The 20,561-nt window shown below is 30.9% G+C and carries 18 protein-coding genes; 7 read left to right on the top strand and 11 right to left on the bottom strand.

Annotated features, from left to right (window positions below; translation table 11 throughout):
- Positions 1 to 56 precede the first annotated feature (56 nt).
- Both HM981_RS10990 and HM981_RS10985 read left to right on the top strand, forming a co-directional pair.
- The gene (locus HM981_RS10990) at positions 57 to 536 is read left to right on the top strand and encodes an Lrp/AsnC family transcriptional regulator (RefSeq protein ID WP_179338850.1); all 480 of its coding nucleotides are present in this window, start codon (positions 57 to 59) and stop codon (positions 534 to 536) included.
- Between the two features lie 72 nt (positions 537 to 608).
- Complete coding sequence (locus HM981_RS10985) at positions 609 to 1,121, top strand: DinB family protein (protein WP_179338849.1); 513 nt, start codon at positions 609 to 611, stop codon at positions 1,119 to 1,121.
- On the opposite strand, the gene aroB is transcribed toward HM981_RS10985, so the two are convergent.
- Complete coding sequence (gene aroB / locus HM981_RS10980; RefSeq protein ID WP_179338848.1) at positions 1,118 to 2,188, bottom strand: 3-dehydroquinate synthase; 1,071 nt, start codon at positions 2,186 to 2,188, stop codon at positions 1,118 to 1,120. The genes HM981_RS10985 and aroB overlap by 4 nt on opposite strands.
- A gap of 100 nt (positions 2,189 to 2,288) precedes the next feature.
- On the opposite strand from aroB, the gene HM981_RS10975 reads away from it, so the two are divergent.
- Entirely contained in the window at positions 2,289 to 3,461 is a 1,173-nt protein-coding gene (locus tag HM981_RS10975) for a proline dehydrogenase family protein (protein ID WP_179338847.1), read from the top strand.
- A 108-nt stretch (positions 3,462 to 3,569) separates the two neighbouring features.
- On the opposite strand, the gene HM981_RS10970 is transcribed toward HM981_RS10975, so the two are convergent.
- From HM981_RS10970 to HM981_RS10955, 4 genes are read right to left on the bottom strand one after another with little or no spacing between them, the layout of a single operon-like run.
- Positions 3,570 to 5,945 carry a GumC family protein gene (locus HM981_RS10970; RefSeq protein WP_179338846.1) on the bottom strand — a complete coding sequence of 792 codons (2,376 nt, stop codon included), beginning with the start codon at positions 5,943 to 5,945 and terminating at the stop codon, positions 3,570 to 3,572.
- A gap of 19 nt (positions 5,946 to 5,964) precedes the next feature.
- Positions 5,965 to 6,741: a polysaccharide biosynthesis/export family protein gene (locus HM981_RS10965; RefSeq protein WP_179338845.1), complete on the bottom strand. Its 777-nt coding sequence runs from the start codon at positions 6,739 to 6,741 to the stop codon at positions 5,965 to 5,967.
- Between the two features lie 36 nt (positions 6,742 to 6,777).
- Entirely contained in the window at positions 6,778 to 8,673 is a 1,896-nt protein-coding gene (locus tag HM981_RS10960; RefSeq protein ID WP_179338844.1) for a polysaccharide biosynthesis protein, read from the bottom strand.
- On the bottom strand, positions 8,667 to 9,794 hold the full coding sequence (locus HM981_RS10955; RefSeq protein WP_179338843.1) for a DegT/DnrJ/EryC1/StrS family aminotransferase: 1,128 nt from the start codon (positions 9,792 to 9,794) through the stop codon (positions 8,667 to 8,669). The genes HM981_RS10960 and HM981_RS10955 overlap by 7 nt, the downstream gene beginning before the upstream one ends.
- Before the next feature lie 408 nt (positions 9,795 to 10,202).
- Between HM981_RS10955 and HM981_RS10950 the strand changes: the two genes are divergently transcribed.
- Both HM981_RS10950 and HM981_RS10945 read left to right on the top strand, forming a co-directional pair.
- Positions 10,203 to 11,153 (top strand): glycosyltransferase family 2 protein, encoded by a 951-nt coding sequence (locus tag HM981_RS10950; RefSeq protein WP_179338842.1) that lies wholly within the window; start codon positions 10,203 to 10,205, stop codon positions 11,151 to 11,153.
- A 66-nt stretch (positions 11,154 to 11,219) separates the two neighbouring features.
- Positions 11,220 to 11,570 (top strand): hypothetical protein, encoded by a 351-nt coding sequence (locus HM981_RS10945; protein ID WP_179338841.1) that lies wholly within the window; start codon positions 11,220 to 11,222, stop codon positions 11,568 to 11,570.
- Between the two features lie 109 nt (positions 11,571 to 11,679).
- On the opposite strand, the gene HM981_RS10940 is transcribed toward HM981_RS10945, so the two are convergent.
- The gene (locus tag HM981_RS10940) at positions 11,680 to 12,678 is read right to left on the bottom strand and encodes an endonuclease/exonuclease/phosphatase family protein (RefSeq protein WP_179338840.1); all 999 of its coding nucleotides are present in this window, start codon (positions 12,676 to 12,678) and stop codon (positions 11,680 to 11,682) included.
- 321 nt (positions 12,679 to 12,999) lie between these two features.
- On the opposite strand from HM981_RS10940, the gene HM981_RS10935 reads away from it, so the two are divergent.
- Positions 13,000 to 13,971, top strand: a complete 972-nt coding sequence (locus HM981_RS10935; RefSeq protein WP_179338839.1) for an ATP-grasp domain-containing protein — start codon at positions 13,000 to 13,002, stop codon at positions 13,969 to 13,971.
- The gene (locus tag HM981_RS10930) at positions 13,955 to 14,611 is read left to right on the top strand and encodes an HAD family hydrolase (RefSeq protein ID WP_179338838.1); all 657 of its coding nucleotides are present in this window, start codon (positions 13,955 to 13,957) and stop codon (positions 14,609 to 14,611) included. Before HM981_RS10935 ends, HM981_RS10930 begins: the two co-directional genes overlap by 17 nt.
- A 19-nt stretch (positions 14,612 to 14,630) precedes the next feature.
- Here HM981_RS10930 and HM981_RS10925 read toward each other — a convergent pair whose 3' ends face one another.
- The 5 genes from HM981_RS10925 to HM981_RS10905 are packed head-to-tail and all read right to left on the bottom strand — an operon-like array spanning position 14,631 to position 20,561.
- Positions 14,631 to 15,245 carry a sugar transferase gene (locus tag HM981_RS10925; RefSeq protein WP_179338837.1) on the bottom strand — a complete coding sequence of 205 codons (615 nt, stop codon included), beginning with the start codon at positions 15,243 to 15,245 and terminating at the stop codon, positions 14,631 to 14,633.
- A gap of 4 nt (positions 15,246 to 15,249) precedes the next feature.
- Positions 15,250 to 16,386, bottom strand: a complete 1,137-nt coding sequence (locus HM981_RS10920) for a glycosyltransferase family 4 protein (RefSeq protein ID WP_179338836.1) — start codon at positions 16,384 to 16,386, stop codon at positions 15,250 to 15,252.
- 5 nt (positions 16,387 to 16,391) lie between these two features.
- Positions 16,392 to 18,296, bottom strand: coding sequence for an asparagine synthase (glutamine-hydrolyzing) (asnB, locus tag HM981_RS10915; protein ID WP_179338835.1), 1,905 nt, complete (start codon positions 18,294 to 18,296; stop codon positions 16,392 to 16,394).
- Between the two features lie 26 nt (positions 18,297 to 18,322).
- On the bottom strand, positions 18,323 to 19,468 hold the full coding sequence (locus HM981_RS10910; RefSeq protein ID WP_179338834.1) for a glycosyltransferase: 1,146 nt from the start codon (positions 19,466 to 19,468) through the stop codon (positions 18,323 to 18,325).
- Position 19,469: 1 nt separating this feature from the next.
- On the bottom strand, positions 19,470 to 20,561 hold the full coding sequence (locus HM981_RS10905; RefSeq protein WP_179338833.1) for a glycosyltransferase: 1,092 nt from the start codon (positions 20,559 to 20,561) through the stop codon (positions 19,470 to 19,472).

Below are 20,561 nucleotides of genomic sequence, written 5' to 3'. Positions count from 1 at the left end.
CAGAATTGTTATTTTAATTGTCTTATTTTTGCGGTTACTTTAAATATGAAGCAATTATGGCAAAGTTCAAATTAGACGAAGTTGATCACCAAATACTCGATATGCTTATCGACAATACGCGTATTCCTTTTACAGATATCGCAAAGAAATTATTAATATCAGCAGGTACAGTTCATGTGCGTGTTAAAAAAATGGAAGAAGCAGGGATTATTAAAGGATCTTCTCTAACATTAGATTATCAAAAACTCGATTATTCATTTATAGCTTATGTAGGTGTTTTTCTAAATAATACATCTCAGACGAAATTTGTTTTAGAACGAATTACTGAAATCCCTTATGTGACAGTTGCTCACATCACTACAGGTAAATTCAATATTTTCTGTAAAATAAGAGCAAAGAATACCATGCATGCAAAAGAAATTATTTTTATGCTAGATGATATTGATGGGGTTTACCGAACCGAAACGATGATTTCGTTAGAAGAGAGTCTTAACGATAAAAAACGATTGATGCATACCATTTTTAATGAGTTGTAATTCAATTAAATAATATTATAAAAAGCCCTTAGTACTTAACTTGGGGCTTTTTTATTGAAAATTCACATATATATGAAATCTATAACTGCAGCAGAGTATAACGCGTATTATCAACCTTATATTGATAATGTGAATTACGATTTAAGTATTGTTGAAGGTTTAAAACAAAACCAAGACGTTGTGGTATCTTTTTATTCAAACATTCCGGAAGAAAAGCATGATTATGCTTATGCTGTTGGAAAATGGACTGTTAAGGATGTTTTACTTCATATTATTGATACAGAACGTGTTTTTGCTTACAGAGCATTACGAATTGCTAGGCGAGACAATACGCCTTTAGCAGGTTATGAGCAGGATGATTATGTGTTAAACGCATTTGCAGAAAATAGAACAATGAAAAGTCTAATAGCAGAGTATAAGTCTGTAAGACAAGCGACTATTACGCTTTTTGAATCATTTAGTCCAGATACATTACTTTTAATTGGTGAAGCATCAGGTTTTCCTATTTCAGTTAGAGCAATTGGTTATGTTATTGTTGGTCATGAAAATCATCATAGTAAAATTATAAGCGAACGCTATCTTTAGTTCGCGTAATAATCAAAGGCCTCTGAGATAAGCTCATTGCTAACTACACAATCAATTTTTGGTTTTCCAATAGCTTCAAGAAGTACAAATTTTACAACTCCGTGACTGTTTTTCTTATCGTATTTTAATAAATCTATAATGTGTTTTTGATCTGCTTTAGTGATTTCAACTTTAGAGAATGTCTTTAAAATTCCCTCGTTTATTGTTTCTAATTCACTGTCGCTTAATCCGCAGATTTCAGTAGATAAATAGGTTTCAAGTATCATACCAATGGCAACAGCTTCGCCATGAAGAAGTGGAGTCTTATCTGCGTTTTCTAAAAAGTAACTTTCTATAGCATGACCTAAGGTATGTCCGAAATTTAAAATTTTTCTAAGCCCTTGTTCTTTTGGGTCAGACATTACAATATTGTTTTTAATTACAATAGAATCGTAAATTAATTGATCTAAATCCTCAAGGTTTAACTCTTCAAGGTGAGTTAAAGTATTCCAATAAGCTTTGTCGTATATTAGTCCGTGTTTCAGCATCTCAGCAAATCCTGAAACCATTTCGTTTTGCGGAAGCGTATCTAGATAAGAGGTGTCAATTCCAACTATAGCCCCTTCATTAATAACTCCGATTTGATTTTTTAAAACGCCTAAATCAACTCCAGTTTTTCCTCCAACAGAAGCATCTACCATGGCTAATAATGACGTCGGAATATTGATATAAGCAATACCTCTCATATATGTGCTTGCTACAAAACCACCTAAATCAGTAACAACTCCGCCACCTAAATTAATTAATAAACTTTTTCGGTCGGCGTTATATTCTGATAATGCTTCCCAAACTCCAGAGCAAATATCTATGGTTTTGTGTTCTTCTCCATTAGGCATTTCCATCACTTCAATAGTGATATCTTCAGATTCTAAACGCTCTAAAAATTTAGGTAAACAATAATCGTGAGTGTTAGTGTCCACAAAAATGAAAATAGAGGATGGTTTTGACGTTTTTATATAATTGTTTAGTTCGGTGTAAACTTCAGAATTAAAGTGAACTACGGCATTTTTTGTTGTTATAGAATCCATAATAGAAATTAGATGCAAAATTAAGATGTGAAAATACTTCCTTTTTAGAAAAAAAGTAAACCTATTAATAAATATATTTGCAAAATATATTATTCAACTAATGACAAATCGTTCACTCTTTGATAACACAAGTACAGCGTTTACGTTAAAATCTGATTCAGAATTAGATCGTGCTTATTTTTTGTTTAAAATGATTTCTTCAGAGCCTTTAGTTAGGATTGGTACAATAGCCACAAACTTTGCATTAAAAGCGCATTTGCCAGTAGAAAAACTGATACGCGCTACTGTGTTTGACCATTTTTGTGGTGGTGTTAATGAGGAAGATTGCTTGCCTGTAATAGATAAACTATATACTGAAGGAGTAAGCTCTGTTTTGGATTATTCGGTAGAAGGAAAAGCAGAAGAAAATCAATTTGATAATGCTTTAGAAAAAATATTAAAAATCATTCAGTTTTGTGATGATAGAGAAGCGATGCCAATTGTTGTGTTTAAACCTTCTGGTTTTGGCCGTTTTCTCTTGTATCAGAAAAAGACTCAAGGCATAGAATTGTCTCAAGAAGAAACTGAGGAATGGAATAGAATAGTAGGAAGATTTGATGCGGTTTGTAAGAAAGCTAAAGAGAAAGATGTTGAAGTTCTTATAGATGGTGAGGAGAGTTGGATGCAGGATGCTGCTGATGATTTGGTAGAAGAGATGATGCGTCGCTATAATAAAGAGGTAACTGTTGTTTATAATACATTACAATTGTATCGTTGGGATCGTTTTGATTATTTAAAAGATTTACACAAACGTGCTAAATCAGATGGTTTTAAGATTGGTATGAAAATAGTTCGTGGTGCTTATATGGAAAAAGAGCGCGATAGAGCTTTAGAAAAAGGATACGATTCTCCGATCTGTGAAAATAAAAAAGCTACTGACGATAATTTTAATACAACACTGAATTATATACTCAAAAATTTAAAAGACATCTCTGTTTTTATAGGAACCCATAATGAAGCGAGTTGCTATTTAGCGATGGAACTCATGGAGGAACACTCTGTGGAAAAACAAGATAATAATGTGTGGTTTGGACAACTTTACGGAATGAGTGATCACATAAGTTTTAATCTGGCTGCTCAAGGCTATAATGTTGCCAAGTATATTCCTTTTGGTCCTGTAAAAGATGTGATGCCTTATTTAATTAGAAGAGCAGAGGAGAATACTTCTGTTGCTGGGCAAACCACAAGGGAATTAGCTTTATTAAAAACAGAAAGAGAGCGTCGTAAACATTAATCTCTTTAATTTAGTTTTAGCAAAAGATAAAGCCACTGCGTATGTAGTGGCTTTATCTTTTTTATTTTCTTGTATTTATAATTTTAGAAAAACGAGAAAGGTTTAGTATTAGGATTTACCAAATTGATACCATTTTTTGTTTTTCTGAGGATTGTTTCCATAACCGTAGCCATAACCATAGCTACCATAGCCTTTTTTACCAAGGACAACTCCGTTTAGTAACATGGTCATTTTAGGTAATCTTTTCTCTGTGTATAAGGGTTGTGCCACATGTTGTAATAACCTACTGTCTATTTTATCTACACTTACTACATAAATAAACATATCTGCTAATCTAGAAATAAGTAGTGTATCACTTACAATACCCACAGCAGAGGTGTCCACAATAATATAGTCATACTTGGTTTCAAAATATGTAAATAATTCTTCAACTCTATCATCCATTAATAGTTCAGAAGGATTTGGAGGTATTGTACCTGAAGGAATTATATCTAAAAATTCATTTTCCGGATGCTTAAGCACAACATCTATTGGTTTTATAGATTTATCTGCAATAAAATCTGAAAGTCCTTGTGTTGGTTTTTCTTTAATCTCGAGGTATTCGAGGGTTTTTGGAACTCTAATATCGGTTTCTATTAAAAGCACCGATTTTCCTGAATAAGCAATAGACATTGCTAAATTTATGCTTGTATGTGATTTTCCTTCTTGTGGAATTGTAGAGGTAACAAATAATTTCTTAGAACGTCCTTTGATGTCTCTTAACATGAAATCTAAATTAGATTTTATAATTCTAAACGATTCTGCTTTAGGCGAATAATCGACCTTTTTTACAAGTTTATGTTTTTTAGAACTCTTAGGAATATCACCTAAATATGGAATATCTAAGATATCTACTAAATCTTGCTTTCTATAAATTTTTGTGTTTATTAAATCAGAAATGTATATAAATGCAATTGGTATACCCATTCCAAATAATAATGCAGCAATGTAGACTATCATTTTATTTGGCGCTGTTGGCACATGTGAAGAGAATGCACGATCTACAATTTTAGCGTTAGGTGCATACATACCCAATCTAATTGCAGATTCTTCTCGTTTTTCTAACAGGTAGAGGTAAAGGGACTCCTTAATATCTTGTTGCCTTTTTATATCTCTAAATTTTCTTTCTTTTGTAGGTGCTGAGTAAAGTCTACCTTGAATTCTTGAGTTTTCTCTAGTTAGATTATTTAAGGTTAACTGAGAGGTTTGCTTCATGCTAGCGATAGAAGTCTGAAGATTCACTTTTAATGATGAAATCTGATTATTTAATTGAATAACAACCGGATTTTGTTCACTTGAATTTTTTAAGATTCTATCACGTTGTGCAACTAATTCATTATGATTTTTTATAACTAAAGCAGTATTAGAATCACCGATGACATTGGCTGGTAATAAATCACTGCTTCTGTTTTGACTTTTTATTTCTTCATCTAAAAAAGATAGCATTTCAATTTCATTAGATGTAGACGATATTTGTGATTGTAATTGTTGTCCGCTTTGAAGGTTGAGATCTGCTTGAGAGCTTAAAGCTGTTAAATTATTTTTTTGCTGCAATTCTTCAGCCGTATAATCTACCTTTTCTAATTCAATTGAAACTTGTTTAAGTCTATTATTAATAAAATCAGAGGTTGTTTTTACAACAGCTTCTTTATCTAACAGAACATCTGTATTGTACTCTGCAATAAGTTGATTAAGAATATCAACAGCCTTATAAGAATTAGTTTCTGTTAAGTCTAATTTAAGAACACTTGAACCAGGCTCTGTAGTGACTTTGATACTTCGTTGGTAGCTATTTACTACACGACTCACTGGTGATATTAGTATTTTTAAATTACTACCAATTGTTGGAGAGTAATCGCCAACATTTGGAGTTAATATCATATCTCCGAAGCTTGTTTTAATTCGTTCTCCAAAATTATAAGATTTACCTTCCTGGTCATTTCTATCGATTAATGATTTCCCTTCGTTTTTAAAAGCTAAAAATTGAGTAGGGGATTTTACTTTAATGTACAATATGGTATCTACATGATGTATAACAGAGTCACTTGCAAAAAAGCTTAATTTTACAGGCGGATTACGATAAATTTCTTTCTGTTTTATACTTCCTTCTGTAAAACATGAAATATTTAGATTTAGTTGTTTTACTACATTCTCTATTAATGTTCTAGATTGAAGTGTTTCAATTTCATCCTTTATCTTATTGGTGCCATCAGTAAAAAGACCTTCGCTAGAAACATCTCCAGCTGTGGTTAATTTTTTAGATTCTTTTTCATCTATTATTTTTATAGTGGCACTTGCGCTATACTTATAGGTGGTGTAACGTAGGTATGTGAAACCAAGAAATACTGAAACGACAATACAGAAAAGTAATATTTTCCAGTGAGAGAGAAATAATTCTAAACTCTGTCTGATTTCATGAGAGGTTGAAATGGGTTTGGATGCCATAAACTTATATAATTAAAAGCTATTTTATAATAAATATTGCTAAAATGGTCGTTAACGTACCAATTGCAGAGAGCAAAACGCCATTATTCTGGTTGTAACTAGACGATCTAACCTTTGCATTATTGGGTTCAACGTAGATGATGTCATTTTGTTGTAAATAATACAAGTCTGAATTTACTGTATTTATAGAGGTTAAATCAATATTAGCAAATTTCTTTTTCCCATCCACTTCTCTAATTAATTTTACAGTTTTACGTTGTCCGTAAATGGTTAAATCATTAGCATAGCCTAGTGCTTCAACAAGAGAAACCCTTTCGTCTTGCATGGTAAAAGTTCCTGGTGAGGATACTTCTCCGATAACGGTTATGGTAAAATTCACCAATCTAATGTTTACAATTGGATTATTAGCCATGGTTTTTATGCGATCAACAAGAAACGTGGTTAGCTCTGTCCGTGTTAAACCTGCTACTTTTATGGTTCCTAGGACAGGAAATTCAATATTTCCGTCATAATCTATTAAGTATGATTGTTGTTGTAATGTTCCTTGAGCATTTATTAAATCGTTAGTGCTATTTGATACCAAAGGTAGATTAAATGGTCTAACGGTGTCAGGATCTGTAGCTGATATGTTTATGGTTAAAATATCGTCTGGTTTATATTTTAATTGAACAGGATCGGATACTAATTGAGCTTCTTCTAAGGTTTCGTCTTGAAAGTAAACAATAGATTTTCTTGACACACAAGATGTAGTGGTTGCAATCGTTAATATAGCAATGATTAAAGTGCGTATTTTCATGTGATTCGTTGTTATAGGTTGATTTAATGAAAACCTTTATTTCTTTTTATCTAAAACTTCGTAAGTGGAGTTGTTAGAAATATATTCAGGTATTAAATGTTTTATCGAAGATACTATTTCTAGTGGTTGTGTTAAAGAGTTAATGGCTGTAAGTTTATTGATCTGTCTTTCAACATTAACAATATCTACATGTCTAGATTTTGCAATCATAATCTTATCATGATACGTTTTCTTTGTGTTCTCACCATCTGCTAATAGTTCTTCATATATTTTTTCACCAGGTCTTAGTCCTGTGATTTTAATATCAATATCTTCAGGATAGCGTAAACCAGAGAGAATAATCATATTGGTGGCTAGATTAAATATTTTAATAGGTTCTCCCATGTCAAAAACAAAGATTTCGCCACCATTACCCATGGCAGCAGCTTCAATAACTAGCTGACACGCTTCTGGTATGGTCATAAAATATCGTGTAATTTCTCTATGTGTAACAGTCAAAGGACCACCTTTTTCTATTTGTTTTTTAAATAGTGGAATTACAGAACCATTAGATCCTAAAACATTACCAAATCTTGTGGTTATAAATTTGGTGCTACCTTTTCCTTTAAGACAAGTGACATATAGTTCTGCAATACGTTTAGTTGCACCCATTACGTTTGTTGGGTTTACCGCTTTATCTGTGGAGATAAATACAAATTTATCTACTCCATGTTTTACTGCAATATCTGCGACATTTTTTGTGCCACCTATATTAACGTTAACCGCTTCAAAAGGATTGTTTTCCATTAAGGGCACATGTTTGTATGCTGCAGCATGAAAGACAATTTTAGGTTTGTATTGGTTAAATATTTGATCTATTCGCGTTCTGTTTCTTACATCTGAAACAATCGCATCTATGTTTTCTAAACCTTGTTGCCTAAATTCTTGCTGAATATCATACAGCGCAGATTCAGCATTATCTATAAGTATTAGTTTTTTGTACTTATATAAGCTGACTTTTCTGCAAATTTCACTTCCAATTGAGCCTGCCGCACCAGTAATTAAAATAACTTCATTATCGTATTGATCTTCTAAATCTGGATTTTTTATATTAATAGGGTCTCTACCTAAAAGATCTTCAATTTTAACCTCTTTAATTTGTCCGACACTTAAATCTCCATCAATCCAACTTTGTACAGGAGGTACAATCTTTACTTTGAGACCTAAAGCAAAAAGATTGCCTGTAATTTGAAGTAATCTGGTTGGGTCTATATTTTGAATTGAAATAATAACGTCTTCAACATTATACTTTTTAATAAATTCAGCATCAATAGACTCTAATTTATAAACTTTTAAGAGATTTATTTTTTTTCCTATTTTTCGTTCGTCATCATCAATAAAAGCAACTATACTTAAACCACTTTTAGTATCATTTTGAATGGCATCATAGGTGAGCATTCCCGAATTTCCAGCACCAAATATCAAAACATTAGATAATGATTGAAAATCTTGGGTTATATGATTGTATATGGATTTTATAAATAATTTGGCACCTATAAGGAATAAGATGTTTAGTAATAAGTGTATATAAATAATTGAGCCAGGTAAATTGAATAGGCTGTATTCTCCTATATATTTTCTGCTAAAAAAAGTGCAACAGATAAGAATAGTCGCTAAAATATTGGCACCAATAATAATATTTACAATATCTCTGAAACCCGTAAAACGGACTACACCTTTATGAGCTCCAACTGCAATTAGACTAACTAAAGCAACACCAAAAACGTATGGTGTTTGTAGAAAAAGTTCTCTGACATCAAACTCAATTTGGAAGTTAAATCTAATTAAGTATGCCATGAAAAATGTGGCCACAACAATTAATCCATCAAATAATAAGACCAACCATTTTGAGGCATATTTCTCAGAAATTTTATTTAGAAAATTAACTAACATGTTACAAAATACGAATTTATACTTGAAACAACTCTTTCTAGTTCATTATCAGTTAGGTTAGAGCCGCTAGGTAAGCATAAACCCTTCTCAAATAACTCATCAGAAACACCGTTAAGATAGCTCGGGTATTTTGAAAAAACGGGCTGTTGGTGCATTGGTTTCCATAATGGTCTTGATTCAATATTTTCTTTTTCTAATGCTAATCTTAAAGCTTCTCGTGTTTGTTCAGAATCTAAAAGTATACAGGATAGCCAACGGTTAGAAAAATGACCTTCTGGTTCTTGTAGAAATGTGATGTTTTCAATATGTTTAAAAGCATTGACGTAGAACTCATGATTTGAGCGACGTTTTGCTACGTGGCTATCTAAAATTGTCATTTGGCCACGACCAATTCCTGCAACGATATTAGACATTCTGTAATTATAACCAATTTCAGAATGTAAATAATGAGGTGCATTATCTCTTGCTTGCGTTGCTAAAAATACAGCTTTGTCTTTGCGTTCTTTAGTTTTGGTAACTAAAGCTCCGCCTCCAGAAGTGGTAATAATTTTATTGCCATTAAAAGATAAGATTGAAAGATCACCAAAAGTTCCGCAGTTTATACCTTTGTAGTAACTGCCTAATGATTCTGCACTATCTTCTACAACAGGAATATCATATTTTAAAGCAACAGCGTTAATTTCATCTACTTTGTATGGCATACCATATAAGTGTACTGGAATTATAGCCTTAGGTTTGTTTCCTTTAGAAATTCTATCTTTAATAGCTATTTCTAATTGTATAGGACACATATTCCAAGTATCTCTTTCACTATCTACAAAAACAGGTGTTGCTCCTTGGTAAACGATAGGGTTTGCAGAAGCAGAGAATGTTTTACTTTGACAAATAACTTCATCTCCGCGACCAACGCCTAATAAAATTAAACTTAAGTGCAGGGCAGACGTGCCAGATACCAGTGCTGCAACATGTCTGTCTTCTTTTAGGTAAGATTGTAAATCGCTTTCGAAGCCATTTACGTTTGGTCCTAAGGGCGCAACCCAATTAGAATCGAATGCTTCTTTTATGTAATTGAGTTCATTACCACTCATGTGTGGTGATGATAACCATATTTTAGATTTCATAGGTAAAATTGTTAAGTAATTATCAGTATTACTATTCAATTTCATGTCAATAGTTAGGTCTGGGACACGATTAAAATATAGGTTAAATATCCGTTATTCTGTTGAGAATCTATGGAATAAAACGACAAACAGCAAATAATGACGTTCTGAATAATAATCATTAGATAAACGGTAGTTTTTATCACTTTAGGGTTTAATTGTAAGATATCATTGCAAATGTAAAATGGATATATTTCACTTCGTTTTAGATGAATTAATGTTGGTTTTAATTTACGGATTATTGTTATGACCTAAATATTGGTTTTATATCGTTTCTATGTAAAGGATTGTTTCAACAATATTATATTTATACACTTTTAATGATATCATCTCATTTTAGACTAAGGCTTATTATTAATAGAAATTATTATGAATTTTAAGGATTTAATGCCGTTTTATAAAAAGCAGAAACCTGGGTTGTATACTTATAAATTCACGGTGTTTACTCCTGTTTTTAATTGTGAAAAATCTATTCTTAAAGTGCATGAATCTTTACTGAATCAGACTTATAAGGATTTTGAGTGGCTTGTAATAAACGACGCATCTACTGATAATTCACATGACGTTATTACCAAATTAATTGAAACCTCTCCGCTTAAAATTCATTATGTAAACAATTTAGAGAATAAGCATAAAATGAGTTGCTTTATTCAGGCTATAGGACTAGCACAAGGAGAATTTTTATTGCCATTTGATGGTGATGATGAATGTTATCCGTATACACTTGAAGTATTTAATAATGAATATGAGAACATTTTAGAAGAATTGAAACCTAAAGTTGCTGCAGTAACGGGGCTTTGCGATGATCAGTATGGTGAACTTATTGGTGAACCATTTCCTGAAAATCCTCTATTTTGCAATACGTTTGAAGCCAAGTTAAAAAATCAAATTATCGGAGAAAAATGGGGTTTTACAAAAACAGATGTTTTAAAAGATATTATTGTAAACCCAAATATGTTACAGAAAGGTTTTATGCCTGAAAATCTTATCTGGAACACTGTAGCGAGAAATGGTTTTTTAACCAAATGTATTAATAAGAGTCTTCGTATTTATAATGTTGGTGTAGAAGGTTCTATAATGAATACTGCTATGACATCAAAGAGCGCTTTTGGTGCTGTGCTTAATGGTTTAGCACAGATTAATTGGTTTTTTAAAGGTTATTTTTTAAAGTCTCCGGTTTTATTTTTGAAAACACTATATGTTACGCTTCGTTCTTCAAAATATTTGGATTACCCGTTAAAAGATTATTTGAAAGCTGTAGATTCTTACTTGATTAAGTTTATAATTTTAATAGTTTGGCCATTTAGGAAAATCATGTAATAAATTCCTGTAAGAGCGGTTGTTTATTGTCGTATATTAATTTCATTGAAGAATGGTAAATAGAACTTGAAGAAAGCCGCGATAAATATTAAAACTGAAACTTGGAATGAAATAATCTCTAAATTGAAAAGTAGAGGTTGGATTGTAACTGCAAAATATTATGGTTTTGATGCAGGAATTGACGATGACTTTTTAATTCTACGAAAAGGATTAAAAAAAATAACATTTGGTTGGACTAACTGGTTTGAAGGTGAAATAAAGTGTAGTAATGAACTTTTTGAATATTTGAAAACCGAATTTAACATCGAATTTGAATTTGGAAAACCGACTTGTTTAGATTCGTTTGTAATTTTAACATATAGACTTCAATCTCTTCCTTTGTTTATAATTAAAAAATTAGATTTATTAAAAGACTAAGCAATACAAGATTCCTACATTGTTTTTAAACAAAAGCTTGTGTTCTGTTTAAAAATATTTTTTTATATAGTTCTGTTTAACTTATTTAAATATAGGTTTTTAAATGTTTTTATTTAATTCTAAACTTCATGACGATAGGTTCGTGGTCCGATAAATTTAAATCATAATTAAAGTGATTCAATACACTAATTTTATCACTATTAAGAAAATAATCTAAACGCAACGGATAATTAAATAGGGAGTATGTTTCTCCAAAACCGTTACCATTACTTAAGTAAGAGTCATTTAGCCCTTTTTCTAATATTCTGTAAGTTTGGCTATATGGTGTCGCATTAAAGTCTCCACAAATAATTACTTTTTTCATGGATTTGTTAGCATGATTTTTAATGAGTTTGGCTTGTTCTATCTGTTTTTTAATTTTAGTATTTAAACCTTTCCAATACGAATAATCGTTGTATTTGTTGGCTAAAATGTGTGGAGCAACAACAAAAGACTGTAGGTGTGCGTTGTAAACCCTTATGGTGTCTGCTTTTATTATGATATCAGCATAAATGGCATTATTCTTTGAATTAGGGAAGTCTATATAGCCTTTATTTATAATTGGATATTTTGAATAAATGGTAAGTAATGATTTCTCTATGTTTTCTCTGTAACCTAGAAAATGATAAGGATAGCCTGTTATTTCCCGACCTTCTTTATATGAGGATTCTTGAAAAACGACGATATCTGCACTTACAGAATCAATGAATTTTATAATCTCAGTAGTTGCATTTTTATTTGGATTATCTGCTAAAGGTTGCAGAAACGCTCTTACGTTATAAGTTAGAATACTAATAGCATCCTTATTTTCTAGTTTTGTGACTTTTGAAAATTGAAAAAAGAAATTATAACAAAGTAAAAAGATAAATACACCAATACTATAGATGTATTTTCTTTTAAATAAGCCGTAAATCGCTAAAAGAAGATTCAGTACAAACAGGAGCGGCATTATTACACTAAAAAAAACAGATAGCATTCCTAAGTTCACATAAGAGCTTATTATGCCTAGAACCATCGCTACAATGCAACTAATTGATAATTTGTCTATTCTGCTGAATTTAGATTTCATTTAAATAATTAGTAATTGTTTGATTTTTAGAACTTTATTTTTAGTTGAAGAATGAAATAAATAGATATGTCATTTGTGTAAATTCTGAATTAAGAAGTAAACATAATACTTTTTTAATAAATTGAAAATAGACTATTTAAGCTAAACCTAGAGTATTTATTCTTCATTCTAATGACATGCTTTTCTTAAAATCCATAACTGTAATATTGTGATTTTACAACCCAATTATATGTTTTATATCGTTACTATATTATGGATTGTTTTAACAATGTTATATTTATAACTTTTTAAGTTGTCTTTGACAAAAACTAAACTAGAAGCATGAATATATTAATAACTTCTGCAGGAAGACGAGTTTCTCTTGTAAGGTCATTTCAAAAGGAGCTGAAAAATATATACCCAAAAGGTAAAGTATTTGCTACAGACGCTAGTCCTGTATTATCAGCAGCTTGTCAAATTGCAGATGGTTTTTTCAAAGTCGCACGATTAGATGATCCTAATTATATTAACGATTTAATAGGTTTCTGTAAAACTTACGACATCAAATTAGTAATTCCAACAATTGATACTGAACTTCTTGAACTCGCAAAAAATAAAGAACGTTTTCAATCTGAAGGCATTATTGTTGTTATTTCTTCGGTAGATTTTGTGTCTAAATGTAGAGATAAACGCGTCATTCATGAGTTCTTTAAAAATCATAATGTAAACGTTGCTAAAGAGTACGCTAAGGATAATTATAAATTACCACTATTTATTAAGCCCATGGATGGCAGTAGAAGTGTAGATACTTATTTGATAAAATCAGAAGATGATTTAACAGATTACCATTTTAGTAATGATAAATTAATGTTCTTAGAGTATTTAGATCATGACCATTATGATGAATTTACTTGTGATTTATATTTTAGCAAAGACCATAAATTAAAGTGCGCAGTACCACGAAAACGATTAGAAGTTAGAGATGGTGAAGTTTATAAAGCCTTGACTTCTAATAATGCTTTGGTGCCTTATATAAAGAAAAACTTGAAGTTTATTGATGGAGCAGTAGGATGCTTAACAGCTCAGTTTTTTGTTCATAAAAGTGATAATGAAAAAATTTATGCCATAGAAATTAATCCACGATTTGGTGGTGGCTATCCATTATCTTATTTGTCTGGAGCTAATTATTCTAAATGGATTATAGAAGAATATGCTTTAGGAAATACCATTGAAGAGCAATTTGATACTTGGGAAAGTGATTTGTTAATGATTCGTTATGATGATGAAATTTTAGTACATGGATATAAAGGTTAATGAAAATACCGTTATTGTCTTTGACTTAGACGATACATTATATAACGAGTTAGACTATTTAAAATCGGCTTACAAGGCTATCGCTAAATCTTTAGAACCGAACAATTGGAAACCTTTATATTCAAAGATGTTTTCGTTGTATAGATGTAAAATTAACGTTTTTGGATTTCTTGCAGATACTTATAAAACAGAAATTGGTCCATTAGTAGATATGTATAGAAATCACCAACCAGATATTTTCTTGTTTGATGGTGTTATTGCTGTTTTTGATGCTATAAAAGCTAAAAACGGTAAAATAGGAATTGTTACAGATGGTAGATCTAAAACCCAAAGAGCCAAACTTAAAAGTTTAAATATTCTAAGCTATTTAGATACAATTATAGTTTCTGAAGAAATAGGTACTGAAAAACCAAGTGAAGTCAATTTTAAAGCTATTGAAAAAGCATTACCAGCAACTGAGTATTACTATATTGCAGACAACTTAAAAAAGGATTTTGTGGCACCAAATGTTTTAGGCTGGAAAAGTGTAGCTTTAATAGATAATGGTAAGAATATACATTTTGAATCTCATGCGTATATGAATCCTGAAAATTCAGCTCAATATTTTATTATAGACTTCAACGATTTTAATATTATTTAATAGTCTGAAATTAGTAGAGTTATTCTTTAGTACCAATAAATTCAGGCATGTCTAGAGTTTCTGAACTGCTAATATCCTTTCTATTAATTACTTTGTCTATTGTTTTTAGAAAAATTTTAAGATCTAAAGCAAAAGATTGATTCTTTACGTAATACACATCAAATTCAAATTTTTGTTCCCAACTAATGGTATTTCTACCGTTTACCTGAGCCCAACCAGTAATACCTGGAATAACGTCGTGTCTTCTGTATTGTCTTTTATTATATCGTTCTAGGTATTCTGGTAATAAAGGTCGCGGACCAATTAAGCTCATATCGCCTTTTAGAATATTTATAAGTTGTGGTAACTCGTCTAAAGAAAGTTTTCTGCAAAAGTTGCCAATCTTAGTCACACGCTCTGATGCAGGTAATAAATCCCCATCTTTATCAGTTTTGTCTGTCATCGTTTTAAACTTAATAATGGTAAAAATTCTACCATTTTTACCCGTTCGAGCCTGGTAGAAAAACGGTTTTCCATTATTGAGTATAAATAGACAGATGATTAGAACTATAAATAGTGGCGAAATAATTAAGAGTCCAAAAAATGCGACTAAAAAATCAAAAATCCGTTTTATAAAATTGCCGTATAGTTTCATTTCGTTAAATTTTAAGAACACTTTTTATTAATTGTACTAAATCATTATTTATAATATTAACATCAAAACGTTCTTCTGCATATTTTCTACTGTTTGTTCCCATGTCTTTTATTTTATCAGGATGTGTAATAAAATATTCCATAGGTTTAACTAAAGCTTCTAAATTTTGAGGTTCAATTAAAAAGCCATTTTCACCTACTTTTACAGCTTCTCTGCAACCAACAGAATCAGTTGTAATAATTGGATTACCGCAAGCACAGGCTTCTAGCGTTGTTCTAGGTAAACCTTCTCTATAGTAACTTGGCAATACGAAGATGTCATTTTTGTGCAAGTGTTCTTCTATATTATTTTGTTTTCCATGAAAAACAATAATACCTTCTTTGTGCATTTCATTAAGTTCATCTTCACTAATAGCAGAAGGAGAAGTTTCAGGTGCACCAATTAAATTAAAGACGGCTTTAGGATATTTCGCTTTTAATAATTTTGCGGCTTGCATGTAAAGTGCAATGCCTTTTTCTTCAATTAATCTAGCGACTAATAGAAAGCTTACTTTATCTGAAGCATGCTTCTCTTTAAATGTAAATTGATTGAGATTAACACCAGATCCGCTTACAAAATCTACACGTTGTTGTTTAGAAATTACTTTTCGGTCTAAGAATAATTGATAATCATCTTTGTTTTGAAATACAATGATTTTATTCTTTCTAATGGAAAGTTTATACAATATTTCATTAAAACGTTGTAACGTTCGCGCTTTTGCAGAGAGACCAGTAAATGCATAACCAAGTCCTGTAATTAGAGAAATAACTGGTATTTTACAACTGTTAGCAGCCATAGATCCGTAAATCACTGGTTTTACAGTGTATGGAAATACTAAATCAATCTTGTTGTCTTTCATTATAGACTTTAATTCTTTAATAGATTTTAAATCATTTAAAGGATTTAGTCCTGTGCGTTGCAAATTAAACTCAATAGGAATCGCTCCCATAGCTTTAATTATTTCAGTATCACTTTCTGTATATTCTGGTGCTGCAGTAAAGACTTCAAAGTTGTTAGCGATTAAACTTTTAATAAAATCACCTCTAAAACGTATTAAAGAGCCAGCAAAAGATGCAATAAGTAATATTCTTTTTTTATCCATCTTTTTTAGTTTTGTTTCAGGAAATTATATTTATACCATTTTTGGAAACAGTAATAAGACCACACTCTAAACGTGCTATCTTTTTTACTATCTAAATGGTCTTTTACTAATTTGGTAATAACTTCAGTGTTAAATATGCCTTGAGATTTAAGTAATTGAGGTTCAATATAACTTTCTAATTCTTTTCCTAGGCTTTGTCTTAACCAATCTCCAGTTGGGCTTCCAAAACCGCTTTTTCCTTTTTCTAAAAACTCTGCAGGAAACTGATCTCTAAAAGCTTCTTTTAAGATATACTTTTTGTTCCAGCCTTTCATTAAATAATTCTCGGGTAAGGTATTGGTAAATTCCCATAACTCTCTGTTTAAGAAAGGAGCTCTACATTCTAACGAGGTCATCATGCTCGTCCTATCTACTTTTGCTAACATACCTCCTTCTAAACTTAACACTTTATCTACAAGTCTAAAATCTGTGAGCGTTTCTATTTTTTGTTTTCCTAAAACAGCTTTGTATTCTTGGAAAATATCAGCATCGAAATAATCTGGAGACATAATTTCAGCTAATTGATGACTTGTATTCGCTAAAGAAATTATATTCCAATAAAACTCACCGTTGTAGTCTATAGAATTTAAGAGTTTATTAATTTGAAATTTTTTACCACGCGTATCATCTTTATTAATTAGATACTTATTACTCAATTTTGAAATACTTTTATGAAGCCCTTTAGGAACAACACTTGTGTATTTTTTATTCATTTTACCAATGTAATACTTGTTGTAACCACCAAATACTTCATCTCCACCATCTCCCGTTAAAGCAACGGTTACATGCTCTCTAGTTTTCTCGGATAATAGGTGAGTAGGTAAGGCTGCTGTATCTGAGAAAGGTTCATCGAAATTGACTAAAATTTCATGTATGTTATTTTTAAGATCGTTTTCATCAATAATAAACTCATGATGATTGCTGTTTAGCATTTTTGCAACGACTCTAGATTTATCAGTCTCGTCGTAAGATGCTTTTTTAAACCCAATAGAAAATGTATCTATTTTTTTGTCTGTGGTTTGCGCTAAACACAACGAAATTATAGAAGAATCAACACCTCCAGATAAAAAAGTTCCTAAACCAACATCTGCAATAGATCTGCTATCTACACTTTTATAAACGAGATCCTTTGTTTTTGACTTGGCATCATCAAAAGAAATGTTGATTGCCTTTGGTTTTGGTTCGGTATTTATTTTATGAATTGTAGTACTGTGTGAAGCTAAATCATATGCAATATAATGATTGGCTTGTAACTTAAAAATGTTGTCGTAAATAGTATGTGGTGCAGGAATATATGTGAGTCTAAAATAAAGATTTAACCCTTTTTTTGAAATGTTAGGAGTAAAATCGATGGTGTTTATAATGGATTTTAATTCTGAAGCCCAAATAAATTCTGTATCAGTATGTGTATAGTAAAGTGGTTTTTCTCCAAAGAAATCACGAGCAATAAATAGCTTGTTAATTTTTTTGTCGTAGATACTAAATCCGTACATACCATCTAGCCACTGAAAGGATTCTGTACCATATTTCTCATAGGCTTTTAAGATAACTTCGGTATCACTAGAAGTTTTAAAAGTAACACCTTCTGCTTCTAATTTTGATTTTAGGACTTTATAATTATAGATTTCGCCATTAAAAACAATAACGATTTGTTTATCGTCCGAAAATATAGGTTGCTTACCTGAAGATAAATCAATAATAGATAATCTTCTCATTCCCATACCAACCGTAAATTGGTCAGTTTCTTCAGAAAATAAACCGTCCTGATCTGGTCCTCTATGAATAATGAGATTATTCATTGTATTAAGGACAGCTGTTATATCGTCTTTATTTCTATTGGTTTTGGTTATGATACCGTTTATTCCACACATAATTTAATTCGTTTTGGATAAAAGATTTAGGCTGTAGTTTTTATAATATCTAAATATTCTTTTAAGATATTATTTTTTTCAAAGTCTTTTATTCGTCTTTGACCATTTGTTTTACATGCTTCAATAAAAGTGTTATTATTTACAAAATAACCAATACCTTTTGTCATAAGGTCGGTATTTTTTATTGGAACTAAAATTCCGTAATCGGTTATCATTATATCTTCTTTTGGTGAGGATAACTCCATAATTTCACTCGGACCAGACTGACAATTAGTAGTTAAAATTGGTAAGCCGCACGCCATGGCTTCTAACACCACATTTGGAAACCCTTCATGATTAGAACCAAAAATAAATAAATTTGCAGCTTTTAAATATTTGTAAGGGTTTGGATCAAATCCCATTAAAAACACCTGATCACTAATATTAAGTTTTTCAATGAGTTGTTCTAATTGATCTTGCATATCACCGACACCAAAAATATATAATCTTACTAAGGGATTCTGTAATTGATGAATGGCTTCTATGAGCATAATATGGTTTTTACCAATATCTAATCTACCAAGTGTGATTATATTAAATTTTTCATCATCAAAAAATGAATCTATTGGTTCTATACTATCAATTTTAGCTAAATCGATAGGATTATGAACAACACGCATGATGCTAGAAGGCACTTTGAAATTTTCGATTAAATCTTCAGCATTTCCTTTGGAATTTCCAATAACAATATCCGATTTTTTATATAATAATTTAATCAAGGTTTTATTGAAGTTAGACTGAAAACCCTTGTAGCTATATTGTAGAGTAGGGAAGGCTAGTTCGTTTGTTATAATTTTAAAAGGATGCTTTGTTAATTTACTAGCAATAATATTTATAAAATTAGGTCTAGTAAGAAGGCTTACACTATGTGTGATTTCTAGCTTCTTTAATAATTTTGAATACTTATAAGCAAGATATGGTATTTTCAAAGCTTTTAATATACCATTCTCAAAACCATCAGACTTTTCAATATAATGTATTGGTAAGCCTTCTGGTAATTCGTATTTTATTAATGTATTCATTAAAATTAAATGCACATCAATATTATTTTTTACGCAATAATCTAGTATATATGAAGCTTGTCTTTCTGCTCCACCTCCTGATAACGAGTATATGAATAGTCCTAATTTCATCTTATTTCAATCTTTTTTGGTGAACTTTAATGAATAGGTCTTCGTATTTAGGTAAAATAATTTCACTGCTATACCTACTACTTACTGATGTACTAACATCTACAGGATTATAAGTGTAATTAGAATTAATTTTTTCTAGCTCTGCTACAAACTCTTTTACATCGGTAACTATTTTACCATTTACATCTGTGTATATAATTTCATTTATTCCTCCTGGTGCATCAATGGCAAGTACAGGTGTACCAACCATACAACTTTCAATTATAGCATTTGGAAATCCTTCTGTATAGGAACCTTGAAGGTATAAATCGCTTTCAGATAAATATTTAGAAACTTCTTTAGTGAAGGGAATATAGGTGATTTTATCGCTTAAATTACAACGCTCTATTTGATCGAAGATGTCCTTTTCTAGAACTCCTTTTCCAATTATAGTATAATGAAAATCGAAACTAACTTGTGATAGAGCTTCAATAATTCTATGATGCCCTTTCTGTGGATCTAATCTTGCAACTGTGATAAAACGAATAGGATTATTTCTAGTTTGTCTTTCTTTAACTTGAAAATTAGAAGTAATAGGATTATTAATAACAACGAGTTTATCCGCTTTTATATTGAAATTTTTATGAAAGTCATCCAGCATATCTTGAGATTGACAAATTACTTTATCAAAAAAAGCGAATCGCTTATCGACTAAAAAAGCTAAAGGTGACTTTTTTTCTTCTCTCTCGTAGTTGGCTAATACGCTTAAAACATTAACCTCTCTGGCAATAAATGCCGTTTTAGGAAATAAAACAGACATAAAACCAGTAACTGTGTTAAGGTGTTCTATAGCACTTACAAGAATATCTGGTTTAGATGTTTTGATATATTTAAATAATGAAACGAGGCTTTTTGAAACTTTTGGTTTTTCTAAATAAACAACATTGATATTTTTTATATCATAGGAAGCATCCTTAGAATAACCTATAATGAGTAACGTTGAATTAAACCTTGTAGAATCTATGTTTTCTGCTACATATGACATAACGCGCTCTGCACCACCTGGTAATAGGTTGGGAAGTGCGAATGTGATATTAATTTTATTTGATGCCAT

The sequence above is a fragment of the Winogradskyella ludwigii genome, from assembly GCF_013403985.1.
Taxonomy (GTDB): Bacteria; Bacteroidota; Bacteroidia; order Flavobacteriales; family Flavobacteriaceae; genus Winogradskyella; species Winogradskyella ludwigii.
The sequence above is the reverse complement of the archived record's forward strand: the minus strand, read 5'-3'. Positions and strand labels throughout refer to the sequence as shown.

Bases quoted from the DNA above. Each gene is read 5' to 3' on its own strand.
- HM981_RS10990 (WP_179338850.1), top strand. From the start codon at position 57: ATGGCAAAGTTCAAATTAGACGAAGTTGATCACCAAATACTCGATATG.
- HM981_RS10985 (WP_179338849.1), top strand. From the start codon at position 609: ATGAAATCTATAACTGCAGCAGAGTATAACGCGTATTATCAACCTTAT.
- aroB (WP_179338848.1), bottom strand. From the start codon at position 2,188: ATGGATTCTATAACAACAAAAAATGCCGTAGTTCACTTTAATTCTGAA.
- HM981_RS10975 (WP_179338847.1), top strand. From the start codon at position 2,289: ATGACAAATCGTTCACTCTTTGATAACACAAGTACAGCGTTTACGTTA.
- HM981_RS10970 (WP_179338846.1), bottom strand. From the start codon at position 5,945: ATGGCATCCAAACCCATTTCAACCTCTCATGAAATCAGACAGAGTTTA.
- HM981_RS10965 (WP_179338845.1), bottom strand. From the start codon at position 6,741: ATGAAAATACGCACTTTAATCATTGCTATATTAACGATTGCAACCACT.
- HM981_RS10960 (WP_179338844.1), bottom strand. From the start codon at position 8,673: ATGTTAGTTAATTTTCTAAATAAAATTTCTGAGAAATATGCCTCAAAA.
- HM981_RS10955 (WP_179338843.1), bottom strand. From the start codon at position 9,794: ATGAAATCTAAAATATGGTTATCATCACCACACATGAGTGGTAATGAA.
- HM981_RS10950 (WP_179338842.1), top strand. From the start codon at position 10,203: ATGAATTTTAAGGATTTAATGCCGTTTTATAAAAAGCAGAAACCTGGG.
- HM981_RS10940 (WP_179338840.1), bottom strand. From the start codon at position 12,678: ATGAAATCTAAATTCAGCAGAATAGACAAATTATCAATTAGTTGCATT.
- HM981_RS10935 (WP_179338839.1), top strand. From the start codon at position 13,000: ATGAATATATTAATAACTTCTGCAGGAAGACGAGTTTCTCTTGTAAGG.
- HM981_RS10930 (WP_179338838.1), top strand. From the start codon at position 13,955: ATGGATATAAAGGTTAATGAAAATACCGTTATTGTCTTTGACTTAGAC.
- HM981_RS10925 (WP_179338837.1), bottom strand. From the start codon at position 15,245: ATGAAACTATACGGCAATTTTATAAAACGGATTTTTGATTTTTTAGTC.
- HM981_RS10920 (WP_179338836.1), bottom strand. From the start codon at position 16,386: ATGGATAAAAAAAGAATATTACTTATTGCATCTTTTGCTGGCTCTTTA.
- asnB (WP_179338835.1), bottom strand. From the start codon at position 18,296: ATGTGTGGAATAAACGGTATCATAACCAAAACCAATAGAAATAAAGAC.
- HM981_RS10910 (WP_179338834.1), bottom strand. From the start codon at position 19,468: ATGAAATTAGGACTATTCATATACTCGTTATCAGGAGGTGGAGCAGAA.
- HM981_RS10905 (WP_179338833.1), bottom strand. From the start codon at position 20,561: ATGGCATCAAATAAAATTAATATCACATTCGCACTTCCCAACCTATTA.